The organism is Bacillota bacterium, assembly GCA_030705925.1.
Classification (GTDB): Bacteria; Bacillota; Clostridia; order Oscillospirales; family Feifaniaceae; genus JAUZPM01.
On the sequence record JAUZPM010000045.1, the window covers coordinates 1 to 17419 of the forward strand.

Annotated in this window: 18 protein-coding genes; 17 read left to right on the forward strand and 1 reads right to left on the reverse strand. The window is 43.6% G+C overall.

What is annotated here, in order from left to right; all coding sequences use genetic code 11:
* Positions 1-143: 143 nt before the first annotated feature.
* The 16 genes from uppS (at position 144) to thrC (ending at position 16618) form a co-directional block, all read left to right on the forward strand.
* Complete coding sequence (uppS, locus tag Q8865_07830; GenBank protein MDP4153326.1) at positions 144-872, forward strand: polyprenyl diphosphate synthase; 729 nt, start codon at positions 144-146, stop codon at positions 870-872.
* A 19-nt stretch (positions 873-891) separates the two neighbouring features.
* Positions 892-1716, forward strand: a complete 825-nt coding sequence (locus Q8865_07835) for a phosphatidate cytidylyltransferase (GenBank protein MDP4153327.1) — start codon at positions 892-894, stop codon at positions 1714-1716.
* 9 nt (positions 1717-1725) lie between these two features.
* On the forward strand, positions 1726-2898 hold the full coding sequence (locus Q8865_07840) for a 1-deoxy-D-xylulose-5-phosphate reductoisomerase (protein ID MDP4153328.1): 1173 nt from the start codon (positions 1726-1728) through the stop codon (positions 2896-2898).
* The gene (gene rseP / locus Q8865_07845) at positions 2895-3959 is read left to right on the forward strand and encodes an RIP metalloprotease RseP (protein MDP4153329.1); all 1065 of its coding nucleotides are present in this window, start codon (positions 2895-2897) and stop codon (positions 3957-3959) included. The genes Q8865_07840 and rseP overlap by 4 nt, the downstream gene beginning before the upstream one ends.
* A 9-nt stretch (positions 3960-3968) precedes the next feature.
* Positions 3969-5018 carry a flavodoxin-dependent (E)-4-hydroxy-3-methylbut-2-enyl-diphosphate synthase gene (gene ispG, locus Q8865_07850; GenBank protein MDP4153330.1) on the forward strand — a complete coding sequence of 350 codons (1050 nt, stop codon included), beginning with the start codon at positions 3969-3971 and terminating at the stop codon, positions 5016-5018.
* Positions 5019-5033: 15 nt separating this feature from the next.
* Positions 5034-9266, forward strand: a complete 4233-nt coding sequence (locus Q8865_07855; GenBank protein ID MDP4153331.1) for a PolC-type DNA polymerase III — start codon at positions 5034-5036, stop codon at positions 9264-9266.
* Positions 9267-9305: 39 nt separating this feature from the next.
* Positions 9306-9932: a sigma-70 family RNA polymerase sigma factor gene (locus Q8865_07860; GenBank protein MDP4153332.1), complete on the forward strand. Its 627-nt coding sequence runs from the start codon at positions 9306-9308 to the stop codon at positions 9930-9932.
* Positions 9933-10029: 97 nt separating this feature from the next.
* Positions 10030-10308, forward strand: a complete 279-nt coding sequence (locus Q8865_07865; GenBank protein ID MDP4153333.1) for a zinc-ribbon domain containing protein — start codon at positions 10030-10032, stop codon at positions 10306-10308.
* Positions 10309-10469: 161 nt separating this feature from the next.
* Positions 10470-11075 carry a YdcF family protein gene (locus Q8865_07870; GenBank protein MDP4153334.1) on the forward strand — a complete coding sequence of 202 codons (606 nt, stop codon included), beginning with the start codon at positions 10470-10472 and terminating at the stop codon, positions 11073-11075.
* 235 nt (positions 11076-11310) lie between these two features.
* On the forward strand, positions 11311-11652 hold the full coding sequence (gene rplS, locus Q8865_07875) for a 50S ribosomal protein L19 (protein MDP4153335.1): 342 nt from the start codon (positions 11311-11313) through the stop codon (positions 11650-11652).
* 74 nt (positions 11653-11726) lie between these two features.
* Positions 11727-12290, forward strand: coding sequence for a signal peptidase I (lepB, locus tag Q8865_07880; GenBank protein ID MDP4153336.1), 564 nt, complete (start codon positions 11727-11729; stop codon positions 12288-12290).
* A gap of 47 nt (positions 12291-12337) precedes the next feature.
* Positions 12338-13198 carry a ribosome biogenesis GTPase YlqF gene (gene ylqF, locus Q8865_07885; protein ID MDP4153337.1) on the forward strand — a complete coding sequence of 287 codons (861 nt, stop codon included), beginning with the start codon at positions 12338-12340 and terminating at the stop codon, positions 13196-13198.
* On the forward strand, positions 13195-13803 hold the full coding sequence (locus tag Q8865_07890) for a ribonuclease HII (GenBank protein MDP4153338.1): 609 nt from the start codon (positions 13195-13197) through the stop codon (positions 13801-13803). The genes ylqF and Q8865_07890 overlap by 4 nt, the downstream gene beginning before the upstream one ends.
* A complete protein-coding gene (locus Q8865_07895; GenBank protein ID MDP4153339.1) occupies positions 13793-14200 on the forward strand; it encodes a YraN family protein in 408 nt (135 codons plus the stop codon). Before Q8865_07890 ends, Q8865_07895 begins: the two co-directional genes overlap by 11 nt.
* A 14-nt stretch (positions 14201-14214) precedes the next feature.
* Positions 14215-15117 (forward strand): membrane dipeptidase, encoded by a 903-nt coding sequence (locus Q8865_07900; GenBank protein MDP4153340.1) that lies wholly within the window; start codon positions 14215-14217, stop codon positions 15115-15117.
* 16 nt (positions 15118-15133) lie between these two features.
* Positions 15134-16618, forward strand: coding sequence for a threonine synthase (gene thrC, locus Q8865_07905; protein MDP4153341.1), 1485 nt, complete (start codon positions 15134-15136; stop codon positions 16616-16618).
* A gap of 56 nt (positions 16619-16674) precedes the next feature.
* Here the strand turns inward: thrC and Q8865_07910 are convergent, their stop codons facing one another.
* Positions 16675-16881: a DUF1540 domain-containing protein gene (locus Q8865_07910; protein MDP4153342.1), complete on the reverse strand. Its 207-nt coding sequence runs from the start codon at positions 16879-16881 to the stop codon at positions 16675-16677.
* Between the two features lie 114 nt (positions 16882-16995).
* Between Q8865_07910 and Q8865_07915 the strand changes: the two genes are divergently transcribed.
* A partial coding sequence (locus tag Q8865_07915) for a metallophosphoesterase (GenBank protein MDP4153343.1) occupies positions 16996-17419 on the forward strand: 424 nt, incomplete at its 3' end.

Below are 17419 nucleotides of genomic sequence, written 5' to 3' on the forward strand. Positions count from 1 at the left end.
AAGATCTTCAGGAATTAACTGATAAGTTCTGCAAAAATATCGACAAGCTGTCTGAGAGCAAAGAAAAAGAAATCATGGAAGTATAATTTTTCAGTGCCGGCCTTTGTCGGCACTTGTAATTTATAAACTTCAGTGAGGTTAACATGTTTAAAAAACTTATGCGCGGCGGAAATAATGAAACCGGCGTGCAAACTCTTCCAAAGCACATCGCAATAATAATGGACGGCAACGGCCGCTGGGCGAAAAAACGCGGCCTTCCGCGAAAAGCCGGGCATGTTGCGGGGGCAAACACATTTTCAAACATTGCAACATACTGCAATGAAATAGGCATAAAATATCTAACGGTTTACGCATTTTCAACAGAAAACTGGAAAAGGCCAACTGATGAAGTCCATGCAATCATTGACCTTTTAAAAGAGTATATTTTCAAGGGATTTGACCGTTTGTCCCGTGATAAAATAAAGATAAACTTTCTCGGAGATACAACTGTGATGGGTGATGAAATAAATGGTCTTATCACCAAACTCACCTCGATGCACAAGGATGATTACGAACTTGTCTGCAACATTGCGTTCAATTACGGAGGGCGGGCGGAAATCGTACACGCCGTCAATTCTTGTTTAAGCGAAGGAAAAACAGCACCCATTACAGAAGATGATATTTCATCACATTTATATACGTCCGGTCAGCCTGAGCCAGATCTTTTGATCCGCCCCGGCGGAGAATTTAGAATCTCAAACTTTTTGATGTGGCAGACAGCATACGCCGAGTTTTATTTCACCGACGTGCTGTGGCCCGATTTTTCAAAAAAAGAAATAGACAAGGCAATAGCTGAGTTTCAGCGTAGGAACCGCCGATTCGGAGGCTTATAAGCCAAAGTGGGGGATTTGTATGTTTTTTACCAGACTGCTGTCCAGCATCGGAATCCTGCTTCTATACGTTTTTGTGCTGATTTTCGCAAACACACCTGTACTAAATATTTTTGTTGCAGTTGTTGGTGTTTCTTGCGTATACGAGCTTTTTAAATGCACTGGATACCGCGAGTCGAAAATGTTTCTCGCGCCGTCTGTTCTGGTTCCCGTTATTTTTGCGTTTTCTGAATATATCGACATAAGCACAGAGATAATCCTTGTGCTTTATATTCTTTTTGCGCTCACTTGGCTTGTTTTTACATATGAAAAAACGACTAATTTTTCAAATTTAGCTGTATTATGCTTCATGACGATATTCGTTTCCTATTGCCTTTCGGCAATCATTTCGCTTAGAACGATAACTCATTCACAGCTTCATATTAATTACCAATTCATTTTTTTAATGATTTTCGGCGCTTCCATCAGCGACGTTTTTGCTTATTTATTCGGTATTACGATGGGAAGACACAAGCTTGTTCCACTGTTAAGCCCCAAGAAAACTGTCGAAGGGGCTGTTGGAAGTATTTTCGGAACAGCAGCAGTTTTCACGGTTTACGCTTTCGTGCTCACTTATGCGTTTTCGATTAATACAGACCCTATCGGATTTTTTGTCCTAGGTGCCGTCGTATCTGTCGTAAGCCAGATAGGTGACCTTTCAGCGTCCCTTATCAAAAGATATTATGGAATCAAGGATTACAGCAAACTCATTCCCGGGCACGGCGGCGTAATGGATAGGGTGGACAGCTGGCTTTTTGTCGCTCCGCTTATTTATTTCTTTGTAAATCTGGGACTATTAAAGTTTTAAGGAAATATTATGGATAAAAAAATTATCTCATTGCTTGGCTCAACAGGCTCGATAGGGACACAGACATTAGATGTCGCAAAATCTCTCGGACTTCCCGTTTCGACTCTTGCTGCAAACAGAAATATCGATTTGCTTGAAAGGCAGATACGCGAATTTCGTCCTAAAACCGCCTGCGTATACGATGAAGAAAAAGCGTCAGAGCTTAAAAACAGGGTAAAAGACCTCCCTGTAAAAGTGCTTTCGGGAATGGACGGGCTTTGTGCATGCGCCGCTGATTATGACGCAGACATCGTCCTCACCGCAGTCAGCGGAATGATAGGATTTCTGCCTACAGTCGAGGCAATAAAGGCGAAAAAAACTATCGCTCTCGCAAACAAGGAAACGCTTGTCGCGGGCGGAAGCGTCGTAACAGCTCTTGCTCGTGAAAAGGGCGTGCAGATACTTCCTGTAGACAGCGAGCACAGCGCTGTATTTCAGTCGCTTCTAGGATGCAAAGACAGGAAAAGAGAAGTAAAGCGCATTATTCTAACAGCTTCAGGTGGGCCGTTTTTTGGACGTGACAGAGAATTTTTAAAATCTGTTAAACCTGCAGACGCTTTAAAACATCCGAATTGGTCAATGGGCAGCAAGATCACGATCGACAGCGCCACACTGATGAATAAAGGTCTTGAAGTTATAGAGGCAATGTGGCTTTTCGATGTCCCACTCTCTAAAATCGAGGTCGTGGTGCACAGAGAAAGCATTATTCACTCTATGGTGGAATATACTGATAATGCTGTAATTGCCGAGCTTGGCGAGCCGGATATGAAGATCCCGATACAGCTTGCAATCACATATCCGGAAAGGTATGAATGTGATGTAAAGCCGCTTGACTTTACAAGCCTTAAGCCGCTTACTTTCGCAAAACCTGACATTGATGCGTTTCGCTGCCTGCCCTTGTGTATACGTGCGGCGGAGATCGGCGGCACAATGCCGGCTGCTGTAAACGCGGCGAATGAAATCGCCGTGGGGCTGTTCCTGCGTGAAAAAATCGGCTTTTTGGATATAGAAAAAATTATTGCCAAAATATTAAATTTGCATAAAATGGTTAAAAACCCGACGGCTGATGATATAATAAAGGTTGACGGAGACATCCGTGAATATGTTTCAGAGAATTACGCATCTGTAATTACGGAAGGGTGATTTGCATTACTATATTAATCGGGATATTAGTTTTTGGAGTACTTATATTTGTTCACGAGCTTGGGCATTTTATAACAGCAAAACTTTCAAAGATGAATGTTGAGGAATTCGCAATCGGCATGGGGCCGGCTATCTTTAAATGGCATAGGAAAGAGACACAGTATGCCATTCGCATCCTGCCTATAGGCGGCTTTGTAAAGCTCGAAGGTGAGGATGGCGAGGCTGTAACTAAAGATAAAGACGGAAACGTGGTCGAATCCCAACCGCTGAGTGAAAATTCATTCTATAAAAAACCTGCTCTTGCCAGATTTGCTGTTTTATTTGCCGGCTCTTTCATGAACCTGTTTACAGCGTTTTTGGTTTCTGTTGCTATGGTGTTATCCGCGACTGCGCTATTGTCAAGCACAATCGAAGGTTTTCATGACAGCAACACATCATCTAAAAGCGGGCTTGCGGTCGGTGATCAGCTTGTTAAAATGGATGGCAAGAAGATTCACGTCAGCACTGATGTTTCGCTCATCCTGTCACAGAATTTCGGCAAGCCGATGGATATAGTCGTTCGCCGTGACGGAAAGCTTGTAACGCTCAAAGACGTTCAGTTCCCAACTGTAGAGGAGCAGGGGATGAAGCTTTCAACGCCGGACTTTTATCTTGCGCAGACGCAGAAGAATTTCTTTACAATTATCCATCATTCATATTATCAGTGCATTGCTATAACACGTTCGATTTGGCAGTCGCTTGGCGACCTTTTCACCGGAAAGGTCGGCGTATCCCAGCTTTCAGGCCCTGTTGGGACAACTAAAGTCATAGGTCAGGCGGCAAAAGCCGGGCCGTCGTCACTAATGTTCTTCTTTATATTTATAAGTATAAATGTCGGCATAATGAACCTTTTGCCATTTCCCGCGCTTGACGGCGGAAGGATATTCTTACTGATAATAGAGAAAATCAGACGCAAGCCATTGCCGGCAAACTTCGAGGGCGCTTTAAATTTTGTCGGGTTCGCGCTTTTGATGCTGCTGATGGTTTATGTTACGTTTAACGATATTACCCGCATGTTTTAGAAGGTGGACATGATCAGAAAAAATACAAAAACAGTTAAGATAGGAAACGTTGCGATCGGCGGGGGAAACCCGGTATTAGTCCAGTCGATGCTCAACACCAAAACGACGGATGTCGAGGCGTGTGTGAGGCAGATAAACGAGCTTAAAGCTGCCGGATGTCAAATCGTCCGCTTTACCGTTATGGATATGGACAGCGTCAAAGCTGTTTACCGCATACGTGAGGCTGTCGACATGCCGCTTGTCGCTGACATCCATTTCGACTACCGCATTGCGATAGAGTGTGCAAACGCAGGGATAGACAAAATACGAATCAATCCCGGAAATATTGGCGGAGAGGATAGAGTAAAGGCTGTAGTTGCCGCGTGCAGACAGCATAATATCCCGATCCGCATAGGCGTCAACGGCGGGTCTTTGGAGAAGGAAATACTTGCAAAATACGGCAGTCCGACTGCTGATGCTTGTGTTGAAAGCGCCTCGCGCCATATTGAAATGCTTGAAAAGTATGATTACGACAACATCGTCGTTTCAGTCAAATCCTCTGATGTTTCGGTCATGACGGCGGCTTACCGCAAGCTGTCTGAAATTTATCCGTACCCGCTCCATCTCGGCGTAACAGAAGCAGGAACCGAACGGATGGGCATAATAAAATCCGCTGTAGGCATCGGCAGTCTGCTGCTCGACGGCATCGGCGACACAATCCGAGTTTCTCTGACAGCAGATCCGGTTCGTGAAGTCGAAGCAGGTTATGATATTTTAAAGGCAGTGGGGCTTTATAAGAAAGGCGTGGAAATCATCTCGTGCCCGACCTGCGGAAGGACATCTATCGACCTCATTTCCCTTGCGAAAAGGGTGGAACAGGCGCTTTCCGGCGTGAAGAAACCGCTTAAAGTCGCTGTCATGGGCTGTGTTGTAAACGGCCCCGGAGAGGCAAGGGAAGCGGACATCGGCATTGCAGGAGGAAAAGGCGAAGGACTTATCTTCAAGCATGGCGAAATAATAAAAAAGGTGCCCGAAAACGAGCTTTTTGACGCTCTTATTTCGGAAATCGAACGTATGTGATCGTTTGGGGGAACAATGGGCAAATTTTTTGAACTTTTTAATTTATATAAACCCGCTAATGAAAAAAGCCGTATTTTAAATACGGCTTTGATTTGCGATATGCAGATTTCGGACGACGGCAGATCTGTCAAGCTTGACGTTCAGTTTACCGACATAATACATAAGACAACGCTTCTGGAGGTCGTATCCGAGCTTAAAGATCTTTACGGGTTTGAAACGCTCACCATAAATGCCAAATATCCAAAAGAATTGTTCAGTGCAGACTATTTTTCAGATATGACTGAATATTGCCGCGAAAGCGAACCGCTCTGCAACGGATTTTTTGCCGGGGCGGATGTTCAGTATGAGAACGAAACTTTTAAAATAACACTTCACCACGGCGGATGCGAGATATTAAAACTCAAAGGCGCCGACAGGCTTATGGAACGGCTTGTAAACGATGAATTCGGGATAAATCTACATATCGAACTCATAGAAGGCGAACCTGCGCCCAAAAAAGCCGAACCGGAAGAAAAGGTCATGCCGAAAATAAAACAGCCGATTAAAAAAGAAGCTTCTAAAAAGGAAGCCCCTGGTCAGGTGCTGTACGGCGGCGGTCAGGCGAGAAAAGAAGTCAAAATATCTGAGATCATGCCCGACACAGGCGCGGCATCGGTAGTCGGCAAGATAATCAATATGGACAAACACGTGACAAAACAGGGAAACTGGGTCATTTTCACTTTCGGCATCACCGATAAGACATCATCAATTAAATGCAAACTTTTTTTAAACGTTGAACAGTCTAATAATCTTGAGGAAAAGCTTAATGAGCACAGTTATGTGAAGATAAGCGGAGATATTATTTACGATAAATACGACCACGAGCTTCAGCTTGCCCCGAAAACCATCTGGGCAGCTGTAGAGCCAAAACGTATGGATAACGCCGAGCAAAAGCGAATAGAACTTCACCTGCATACTAAAATGAGCCAGATGGACGCAGTTACCGACGTCGCCGATTACATAAAGACGGCGATGGCATGGGGGCACGAAGCTATTGCAATAACCGACCACGGCGTTTTGCAGTCCTTTCCGACCGCTTTCCTTACCGCTGAAAAAATCAAATATCCCGGTAAGATAATATACGGCGTTGAGGATTATTTCGTAAACGACACCACACCCAGCGTTTTCGGGAAAACTGACGAACCGTTTGACGGTACATATGTTGTATTCGACCTTGAGACCACAGGATTATCGGCGGAAACCGAATACATAACTGAAATCGGTGCTGTTAAAATCAAAAACGGCGAGGTGGCTGACAAGCTTGACACCTTTGCAAAGCCTGAAAAGCCTATTCCTCAAAAGATAACCGAGCTTACAGGCATCACTAACGAAATGGTTGCGGGTGCGCCGAGCCAGAAAGACGCCGTACAGATGTTTTTGGATTTTTGCGGCGACTCTGTCCTTGTCGCACATAACGCCCAGTTCGACACATCGTTTATAAGGGCGGCTGTACGAAGGTTTGAACTCAAATTCGATAACGCTTACATAGACACCGTTGCTCTCGCAAGGCGGCTTTACCCGGAACTTAAAAACCACAAGCTGGACACTGTTGCCGAGGCAGTCGGAGCAGGCAATTTCAATCACCACCGCGCTTGCGATGATGCCGAGGTGCTTTCACGTATCTTTGTCACCATGTGCGAAAAGATGAAAAAAGATTTTAATATCACAGGCTCAGATCAAATCAACACAGGCATCACCGGCACTGTCGACGTCAAAAAGGTTCGCACTAACCACCAGATCATACTTGTACGCAACAGGGTAGGGCTAAAAAATCTTTTCAAGCTGGTTACAAAATCCAATTTGGTTTATTTTCGCAAAACGCCGCGTATCCCGAAAAGCGAGCTTGTACAGTACCGTGAGGGACTTTTAGTCGGAAGCGCCTGCGAGGCGGGAGAGCTCTATCAGGCAATACTTGACGGACGTCCAGAAGAGGATATACGCTCGATTGCTGCTTTTTATGATTTTCTTGAAATTCAGCCGCTTGCAAACAATTTGTTTCTTATTGAAAACGGAAAAGTAAAAGACGTTGAGGAACTAAAGAATATAAACAGGAAAATAGTCAAACTTGGGGAAAAGCTGAAAAAACCCGTTGTCGCAACTTGCGATGTGCACTTTTTGAATCCGGAAGATGAGATATTCCGCAAAATACTGCTACATATCCAAAAATTCTCCGATGCTGATAAGCCTATGCCGCTTTATATGCGGACGACGGAAGAAATGCTTAAGGAATTTTCCTATCTCGGCGAAGAAGAGGCTTTCCGGGTCGTCGTGGAAAATCCGAAAAAGATCGCCGATATGTGCGAAAAAATAAGGCCGCTTCCGCCGGAGGGCAAGCTTTTCAAGCCGGAACTTCCCGGTGTGGAAGAGGATATAAAACGTCTTTCATACGACCGTGCGCGCGTTCTATACGGTGATCCGCTTCCTCCTGTGGTTCAGGAAAGGCTCAACAGAGAGCTTGACTCGATAATAAAACATGGATATGCCGTTATTTATATGATCGCGCAAAAGCTTGTTTCAAAATCCATTTCTGACGGATACCTTGTCGGTTCGAGAGGTTCTGTCGGCTCATCACTTGTCGCGAATATGGCCGGGATTACAGAGGTTAATTCGCTTGTCCCGCATTATATCTGCCCCAACTGCAAACATTATGAATTCGACGATTCAGGCGATTATGAGTGCGGAGTGGACATGCCTGACAGGATGTGCCCGGTCTGCGGCACGAAATACCGCAAAGACGGTCACAGCATCCCATTCGAGACTTTCCTCGGGTTTGACGGCGATAAAGTCCCTGATATCGACCTTAACTTCTCAGGCGATTATCAGCCGAGGATTCATAAATACACTGAAGAAATACTCGGCAAAGACAACGTTTTCCGTGCCGGCACAGTCGGTACGGTCGCGGATAAGACTGCATACGGCTTTGTAAAAAACTACACCGAGGCAAAAGGCATCACGCTGCCAGAGACGGAAATGGTCCGGCTTGCAAGCGGCTGTGAAGGTGTCAAGAGAACGACGGGTCAGCACCCGGGCGGTCTTATGGTCGTGCCTGATTCAATGGATATCGAAGACTTCACACCTGTACAGCATCCTGCCGACGACGATGGGAAAGACATAATCACGACCCATTTCGAATATAAATATATACATGACAATCTGTTAAAGCTTGACCTTCTCGGTCATGATGATCCGACAGTTATACGTATGCTGAGCGATCTCACAGGCATCGACGCGCGTTCGATACCCCTCGACGATAAAAAAACTATGAGCCTTTTTTCATCGACGGAAGCACTCGGCATTGAACCTGATGAAATCATATCTACAGTCGGAACGATAGCGATCCCCGAGTTCGGCACACGTTTTGTCCGCGGCATGCTTGAAGAGACACGACCTACGACCTTTGGAGAACTAATACGTATTTCCGGATTGTCACACGGAACCGATGTTTGGCTCGGCAACGCATCCGACCTAATCGAGGCTAAAACCGCGACACTTAAAGAAGTTTTCTGCACCCGTGACGACATCATGAATTCTCTTATCCATAAGGGGCTTCCCAAAAAACTGGCGTTTACAATAATGGAAAGCGTCAGAAAGGGCAAGGGCCTCAAGCCCGAGTGGGAAGAGGAGATGAAAGCGAATAACGTTCCGTCATGGTATATCGACTCCTGCCACAAGATCAAATACATGTTCCCGCGTGCACACGCTGTGGCATATGTTACTATGGCATATCGAATCGCATGGTTCAAAATCAATTTCCCACTTGCATTTTACGCAACTTACTTTACCGTAAGAGCAGATGATTTCAATGCTGAGACAATGGTTTTCGGCCTTGAAAAAGTGCAAAGCAGGCTTGAAGAGCTTTCGAAACTTGATAAAATCACGGCAAAAGAGAAAAACGAGCAGACCATCCTCGAAGTTTGCTATGAATTTTACAAACGCGGACTGAATTTTGACAAGATCGATATTTATTCCTCCGATCCGTCTCATTTTCAGATCAGCGGGAAAGACAGTTTGCGTCCGCCCTTCAATGCTATATCCGGTCTTGGGATATCAGCAGCCGAATCTGTCGTAAGAGAACGTGAAAAAGAGCCCTTTTTATCCTGTGAAGATCTATTAAATCGCACAAATCTTTCCAAAACTATTATTGAGACGATGCGCTCAATGGGATTATTGGATATTATTCCTGAAACTACACAAATCACTTTATTTTGACAATATTGCAAAAAACCGCTTGACTTATTTAATAAAAAATTGTATAATCTGAATAATGGATCGTGTGGGGGTGTTCTTCTGAAGAAAGAACAGCATAAAACCGCCGATAATGAAATGATCTTAAGTGCACAGGCTGGCGACAGAGCCGCCTTTGACACAATACTTAACATTTATAAACCATTGACCGCTTCTATAGCGAAAAAGTACTATATCTCCGGAGCTGACTCAGATGACATCATGCAAGAGGCTATGATCGGGCTTTTTAAAGCAATTAGAGATTATCAGCCGGAAAAAAGTCAAAGTTTCAGCGCCTTTGCTGCTCTCTGCATTACAAGACAGATCAAAACAGCCGTCAAACTCTCACTGAGGAAAAAAAATATACCTCTCAACAACTACATTTCTTTTGACGCGGAAGATCATGCAGCGCATCGCAGCTATACGTTCGATCCTGTTGAAAAGGCAATGAATGAGCAAACAATTGGAGACTTCAAAGAATTCGTTTTAAAAAATCTTTCTGAGTATGAAAAACAGGTTCTTGAACTATATCTTCGCAAATGTCCTTATAGTGTGATTGCTGCACGATTAGGCACCAACGCCAAATCGGTTGATAATGCTATTTCACGAATCAAAAACAAGTTAAAAACCGGTCTTACAAAGCCGGATTAATATGCCCGAATAGCTTAACTTAGAGCGTTGCAATGCCAAAGGTGATGGTTAGAGTCCATCGAGGGTAATTTTTATCATTCCAAAGCGAGGGAAAAATATGTATCAGGACAAAACACTAAAATGCAAAGAATGCGGCAACGAGTTCGTATTCACAGCGAGCGAGCAAGAATTCTATGCTGAAAAAGGCTTCGAGAACGAGCCTCAGAGATGCAAAGCCTGCAGAGACGCAAGAAAGAATGCTACACGCCAGAACAGAGAAATGTATACAGCAACATGTGCTGCATGCGGCGGAGAAGCAAAGATTCCGTTCCAGCCCAGAAATGACAGGCCTGTTTATTGCAGCGAATGTTTCGCTAAGATGAAAGAGCAACAGTAATTCCGGCTCAGGCTACATTCAGGCAACTGAAGCACGGCTTGGCCGTCACTTCATATTTTAAGGCAAAGCACGAAAGCGCTTTGCCTTTTCCTTTATATTTTTTGCTTAATTGTCCATAATAAATGACTTCAGATATTTCAAGAAAATAAAGAGGAACAAAAGTGAAAGTATCTGCACTTAAAAAAGAAGATTTAACAGCTGATATAATAGATAAAATGCTCTACTCAGGATTAGATGACATGGGTGAGATGGGCGACTGCATAATGGTGCCCGGCAGTTTAAAAGCGCCTAAATTCAGAATACCCAAAGCTGTTTCGATTTACAAAGATAAACGGGCTTCAAAATTGCTTCTTTCCGGCGGAAAAATTATAAATACTGAAAACGGACTTTTCAGCGAAGCTGAGTTAATGAGACGCAAGGCAATTCAACTTGGAATACCTATTAAGGATATACTGATGGAAGAAACTTCAATGACAACTAAGGAGAATATGTTGTGCGCACTTCTTATATTAGAGAGAGCGTTCAAATTAAGCAATGTTAACAGTATTCTGCTTGTTACCACTAGCTTCCATATGAGAAGATGCTTATTGATGGCACAAACGTACATGCCTGATTGGATAAAATTCAGCCCCTGTCCGGCTGACGATATAAATACAAGGAGAGACAACTGGTATAAAAATGAAAAGGGATATAAACGGGCAACTGAAGAGGCATGGAAAATAGTGTGTTATATCCGTGAAAAAAGCATTCCTGACTTTGAGATATAGAAACGCTGTTCTATACTATGCCATCTCACCACTTCTATGAAAAGTGCGACTATGTCAAAGTCGGTAAGACAGAGCCGGAAAAAAATGGCTTTCACTTGTTTAAATATGAGAAAAGAGTTAAATAAATAAATTTTACTTGCAATTTTTGCAAGCTTATGGTATTATACTATGGCATTAATATGGACAGTCCTCTGCAATGCTCTGCACGAATGTCTGAATATCAAGGAGGTCCATTATGGATTTAATAAGAGCACTTACTGAAGAACAGCTGAAAACTGACCTGCCTATGCTTAACGTCGGAGATAACGTAAAAGTTCACGTTAAGGTAAAGGAAGGAAACCGCGAGAGAATTCAGGTATTCGAGGGAACCATTATCTCTAAAAAAGGCGGTGGCATTTCAGAGTCATTCACCGTTAGAAGAATTTCTTACGGCGTCGGTGTGGAAAGAACATTTCCCGTTAATTCACCGAACATTGACAAAATAGAGGTGTCCAGAAAAGGTAAGGTTCGCAGAAGTAAGCTTTACTATCTCAGAGGCAGAGTGGGTAAGTCTGCAAAAGTTAAAGAGCGTATCTAAACTGCAAAGGGGGAGGGTAAAACTTCCCCTTTTTCATATATTAATTATAACATTAATTAAAAGAAGGTGCCGGATTGGACAACAATGAGCTTCAAAATGCAACTATGACAAAGCGTGAATCGGCTGAAGAAGTGTTCAGCTGGGCTGAAACTGTCCTGTTTGCGCTGGTTGCAGTTGTGATTATTCTAACATTTATCTTTCGTCTTCTCAGTGTAGACGGCATTTCCATGCTCCCCACACTTCACGATGGTGATAAAATCATAACATCTAAACTATTTTTTAAACCTAAAACCGGCGATGTCATTGTAATAGACGAGCGCCGTTTTCTTGATGAGCCCCTTGTTAAACGTGTAATTGCCACAGAGGGGCAAACTGTAAATTTCAACTTTAATACAGGTGAAGTCATCGTTGACGGCAAAACACTTAAAGAGCCGTATATAAATGAAAAAAACCGCAATTTCGGAAATACGGTATTCCCGCTCACTGTGCCTAAAGGGCAGGTATTCGTCATGGGCGATAATAGAAACCATTCATCCGACAGCCGTGACAGCCGTATCGGAATGATAGACGCAAGATATATACTAGGCAGAGTGTATTTCCGTGTGTTCCCGTTTAATACATTCGGGCGGGTGAAATAATGGCTGAGCGCAATATACCTGAAGATGACACGCCTTTAAGCACCGGCATAAATATCCAGTGGTTTCCGGGGCATATGGCTAAAACCAAACGTCTTATTTCCGACAATTTAAAGCTCGTGGATATTGCCGCGGAAATAATCGACGCAAGGATTCCCGTTTCCTCGAGAAACCCTATGATAGACAGTCTGCTTTCCGGCAAAAAAAGAATGGTTCTCTTAAACAAGGCCGACCTTGCCGACGATCGTGCAAACAGGGCGTGGAGTTCATTCTTTGAAAAACAGGGCATCGCCGCTGTAATGACAGACGCCTCAACCGGAAAAGGCATGGCAGAGTTCACCTCGGTGTCAAGGAAGCTTCTTGCCGACAAGCTGAAGCGAGACGCTGACAGGGGAATGAATAAGCCTGTCAAGGTTATGATCGTTGGCGTTCCAAACGTCGGAAAATCTTCTTTTATAAACAGGATAGCAGGGGATAAACGCGCAAAAGTCGAGGACAGACCGGGCGTGACCCGCGGAAAACAGTGGATACGTCTTTCAAACGGAATTGAGCTTCTCGACACTCCGGGAATTCTGTGGCCGAAGTTCGAAGATGAAAGTGTCGGTTTAAACCTGGCATATACAGGTGCCGTTAAAGACGATATTTTTGATTTTGAAAGCGTGGCAACAAAACTTTGTCTTAAGCTTGCAGAAATTGCACCTGACATGCTCTGTAAACGTTATAAGCTTGACAGCATTTCAGATATAATAAACTCAGATGATCCGCTGAGTATCATCGCAAAAAAACGAGGCTTTCTCATTTCGGGAGGTGTCGCTGACACAGAGCGTGCCGCAAAGGTGCTTCTTGATGAGTTTCGTTCAGGGAAACTTGGGCGCATCACCCTTGAACAACCGCCGGAGAGTGACCAATGACCGATCTTTACGTTTATGAAAGTGAACTTAGACAAAACGGAATAAAAAACCTTTGTGGTATTGACGAGGCGGGACGCGGCCCTCTTGCCGGGCCTGTATTCGCTGCTGCGGTAATACTTCCCGAAGGGCTTGTTATCGACGGGCTGAACGACAGCAAAAAGCTGTCTGAGAAAAAAAGAGAGCTTCTTTACGAAATAATTTGCGAAAAGGCTTTGGCTTATGGCGTCGCATCGTGCGACGAACACCTTATAGATGAAATAAACATCTTAAACGCGTCAATGCTTGCGATGGAAAGGGCTGTATCAGCGCTTGCATTATCGCCCGATTTCATTATTGTCGACGGCAACCGCACGCCCCAAAACCTGCCCTGCGAATCGGAAGCTATAATCGGCGGAGACGGCAAATGCGCGTCAATCGCCGCGGCATCGGTTCTTGCAAAGGTGTCAAGAGACCGCTATATGAAAAAGCTTGCAAAGCTCTATCCGCAGTACGACTTTGAACAGCATAAGGGCTACCCCACAAAACTCCATTATGAAAGAATAAAGGAAAACGGCATTTCTCCGGTTCACCGCAAAACTTTCTTAAAAAACTTGAGTGAGAAGTGAGAGTATGCGCGCTGAAACTGCCGGCGAATTTGGTGAAAAGGCTTGCGTTGAATTTCTTAAAAAGAAAAAATACAAAATTATCACAACTAATTTTTCCTGCAACTTCGGTGAAATAGACATCATAGCGTCAGATAAAAAAGAACTCGTATTCGTCGAAGTCAAAACCAGAAGACGGACAGATCACGGAAATCCGAGCGAATTTGTTGACATCCGGAAACTTTCGCGTATGACAAGAACCGCAGAGCTTTTTATAAAGCTGTACCCGTCGGGACTCTCACCGCGTTTTGATGTTATTGAGGTTATTATTGGCACAAATGGTGATAAATTTGAAACCTTGAGCATAAATCACATAAAGGGCATTATTTTTGACAGTGAAGCAGCCCTTAAAATGCGGTAGATTGGAGACTTAATATGAAACTTTCACTTATTGACATGCATTGTGACACCCTGACCGAGCTGGATGCTCAAAACTGTGCATTCGAGGAAAACAATCTTCATATTTCTTATGAAAAAGCGGATTTTCTTGATAAGTATACGCAGGTTTTTGCACTCTATATCCCGTCAGAGCTTGACAAAGACGAAGCTTATCTATATGCTAAAAAAGTATACAATGTATATCGTGAAAAAGTATCAAAGCTGATGCCGCTTGACTTTTCCTTCAATGAGAAACGCGGTGCGATTTTGTCTATCGAAAACGCCTGTTGTTTAAAGGATGACGAAGCATCTCTTGATGAGTTTTACGAGCTGGGAGTTAGAATTACGTCACTTACACACTGTGGTGACAATCGTTATGCCTGCGGAAACCAAACCGAAAACGATACAGGTCTTACTAAACTCGGAAGCCGCATGGTCAAGGCAATCGAACAGCATAGAATGGCACTTGACGTCTCACACCTTTCCTTTAAAAGTTTTGACGGCGTTATGGATGTGTGCGAAGGTCCCGTTATGGCTACACATTCAAACTCGTATAAACTGTGCCGACACCCGAGAAACCTTACTGATGAGATGTTTAAAAAGCTTTTGGCTCATAACGGCTTTATAGGTATAAACCTTTACAGCACGTTCCTCTCTGATAAATCATGCAATATCGATACAATAATCGACCATATCGTTCATTTTTGTGATATGGGCGGAGAAAATAATCTTGGGTTCGGATGTGATTTTGACGGCATGTCAATAATGCCTGAGGGAATTATGGGAATCCATGACCTACATAAAATCGCAGACCGCATGCTTAGCAGGGGATTTAACGAAAATCAGATAAATAATATCTTCCGTGACAACGGAGTTGAATTTTTGAAAAAGTTATTGTAAATTTTCGGAGGTTAAAATGAACTATTGCAGTACCCGCGGCAAAGAAATAAATGTAACATCCGCGGAAGCCATTAAAAACGGACTCGCGCCCGACGGCGGCTTATATGTGCCGACGCAGTTTCCTGCCGTGTCCGTCGACGAAATGAAAAAAATGCTGTCCATGAACTATATCGACAGGGCGGTTTTTATCCTCTCACGCTTTCTGACCGATTTTACTGCTGATGAGCTTCAGGAATGTGCGAAAAACGCCTATACAGGCAAATTTGATTCAGCTACGCCGGCTCCCACCGTTAAACTTACTGACAATGAGTATGTCTGCGAACTGTGGCATGGTCCGACATGCGCGTTTAAAGATATGGCTCTTCAGATATTGCCTCATCTTTTAAAGGCTTCTATCAAAAAAACAGGTGAGGACAAGACGGTCGTTATCCTTGTTGCAACATCCGGCGACACAGGAAAGGCCGCTCTTGAAGGCTTTAAAGATGTAAACGGAACTAAAATCATAGTATTTTACCCGAATGACGGCGTTTCCGATATTCAAAAACTTCAAATGGTGACTCAGGAAGGCGGCAACGTCGCTGTGTTTGCCATTAACGGCAATTTCGACAACGCCCAAACAGGCGTTAAGGATATATTCTCAGACCCCGCATTCGGTAAAGAGATGTCCGACCGCGGTTATGTATTTTCAAGCGCGAATTCAATCAATTTCGGACGCCTTGTGCCGCAGGTCGTTTACTATTTTTCGTCATACCTCGACCTTGCAGCTTCCGGCGCCATCAATATCGGCGATAAGGTCAATTTTGCTGTTCCAACCGGTAATTTCGGCAATATCCTTGCCGCTTATTACGCAATGCGCATGGGTCTTCCGGTAAACAGACTGATCTGTGCGTCTAACCGCAACAGCGTTTTGACGGATTTCATAAACACCGGTGTTTATGACCGCAACCGTGACTTTTACTGCACGATTTCACCGTCAATGGATATACTGATTTCAAGCAATCTCGAGCGCCTTTTATTTGAGCTTTCGGGTCGCGACGATAAACTCGTTTTAAATCTTATGGGCGCTTTGAAAAAGGATGGACGCTATACTGTTCCAAACGAAGTGAAAAATGCTATGAGCAGTCTTTTCTGGGGCGGATTTATCGACGATGAGGCAACAAAAGCTGTTATAAATGAAAACTTTAGGAATAGTAATTATATACCGGATACACACACATCCGTCGCACTCGGCGTATATGAAAAATATTTAAAAGAGACAGGCGATAAAACCAAAACGATCGTTATGTCTACAGCAAGCCCTTTCAAATTTGCAAAGGATGTGCTTGACGCTCTCGGAACCAAAACCGATTTTGCAGATTACCGTCTGCTTTCTGCACTTGAAGATGAGTACAAGATCAAAATGCCTGCTCCGCTAAAGGATCTGAATAAAAAAGAAGTCAGATTCAAAGAAGTTTTTGAAAAAGATGAGATGAGAAAGGCAGTCAGTTCAGCGCTTAAATAATTAAAACGGCGAAACGGAAATTTCCGTTTCGCCATTTATACTATTAGTTTACGTTACTAATCAGTATTTTTTTGTTCGAACGTTGCGCAAACAGTGTCTCTAACGGTTTCCGCGTCTTCCGGGCCAACTGTGATTTTAGATGCTGTACAGTGAAAATCTTTATCGTTATAAATACAGCTGTTTACATCACAGCTGACACCACTGTTAGGCTTTCTGCTTTTTCCTGCACCGCTTGTCTTTTTGCCACTATTGGACTTATCCATCGCTAACCCCTCCGTTTTGCAAACAATTCATGAGCTGTCTGACATTCCACGACAACTCGAATTTAGTTTGCGCACATTTTTAAAAAATATCGAGTTTAAGCAAAAGGTATATTTATGATTTATGCGATTTCTGATTTGCATCTTTCGGGCTCTGTTAATAAACCAATGGACATTTTTGGCGGAAGATGGGAAAATCATGCTGAAAAAATATATGAAAACTGGAACAAAAAAGTAAAAAACGACGATACAGTCATACTTCCCGGTGATCTTTCATGGGGACTTACACTTGAAGAAACACTGCCGGATTTTATTTTTCTTGACAGGCTTCCCGGAAAAAAGATCATTTCAAAGGGAAATCATGATTATTTTTGGTCAACTGTGTCTAAAATAAAAGAGTTCTTTGTTCAAAACGGCATAACCACGATAGAACTTATGCACAATAACGCTTTCAGTATAGAAAATTTGGTCATTTGCGGCTCAAAGGGATACAGCTTCGACAGTGATGCCGCCCGCGAGCATAACGACAGACTTATGAAAA

Bases quoted from the DNA above. Each gene is read 5' to 3' on its own strand.
- Q8865_07900 (MDP4153340.1), top strand. From the start codon at position 14,215: ATGAAACTTTCACTTATTGACATGCATTGTGACACCCTGACCGAGCTG.
- Q8865_07855 (MDP4153331.1), top strand. From the start codon at position 5,034: ATGGGCAAATTTTTTGAACTTTTTAATTTATATAAACCCGCTAATGAA.
- Q8865_07835 (MDP4153327.1), top strand. From the start codon at position 892: ATGTTTTTTACCAGACTGCTGTCCAGCATCGGAATCCTGCTTCTATAC.
- ispG (MDP4153330.1), top strand. From the start codon at position 3,969: ATGATCAGAAAAAATACAAAAACAGTTAAGATAGGAAACGTTGCGATC.
- Q8865_07865 (MDP4153333.1), top strand. From the start codon at position 10,030: ATGTATCAGGACAAAACACTAAAATGCAAAGAATGCGGCAACGAGTTC.
- Q8865_07890 (MDP4153338.1), top strand. From the start codon at position 13,195: ATGACCGATCTTTACGTTTATGAAAGTGAACTTAGACAAAACGGAATA.
- rplS (MDP4153335.1), top strand. From the start codon at position 11,311: ATGGATTTAATAAGAGCACTTACTGAAGAACAGCTGAAAACTGACCTG.
- thrC (MDP4153341.1), top strand. From the start codon at position 15,134: ATGAACTATTGCAGTACCCGCGGCAAAGAAATAAATGTAACATCCGCG.
- Q8865_07910 (MDP4153342.1), bottom strand. From the start codon at position 16,881: ATGGATAAGTCCAATAGTGGCAAAAAGACAAGCGGTGCAGGAAAAAGC.
- uppS (MDP4153326.1), top strand. From the start codon at position 144: ATGTTTAAAAAACTTATGCGCGGCGGAAATAATGAAACCGGCGTGCAA.
- Q8865_07840 (MDP4153328.1), top strand. From the start codon at position 1,726: ATGGATAAAAAAATTATCTCATTGCTTGGCTCAACAGGCTCGATAGGG.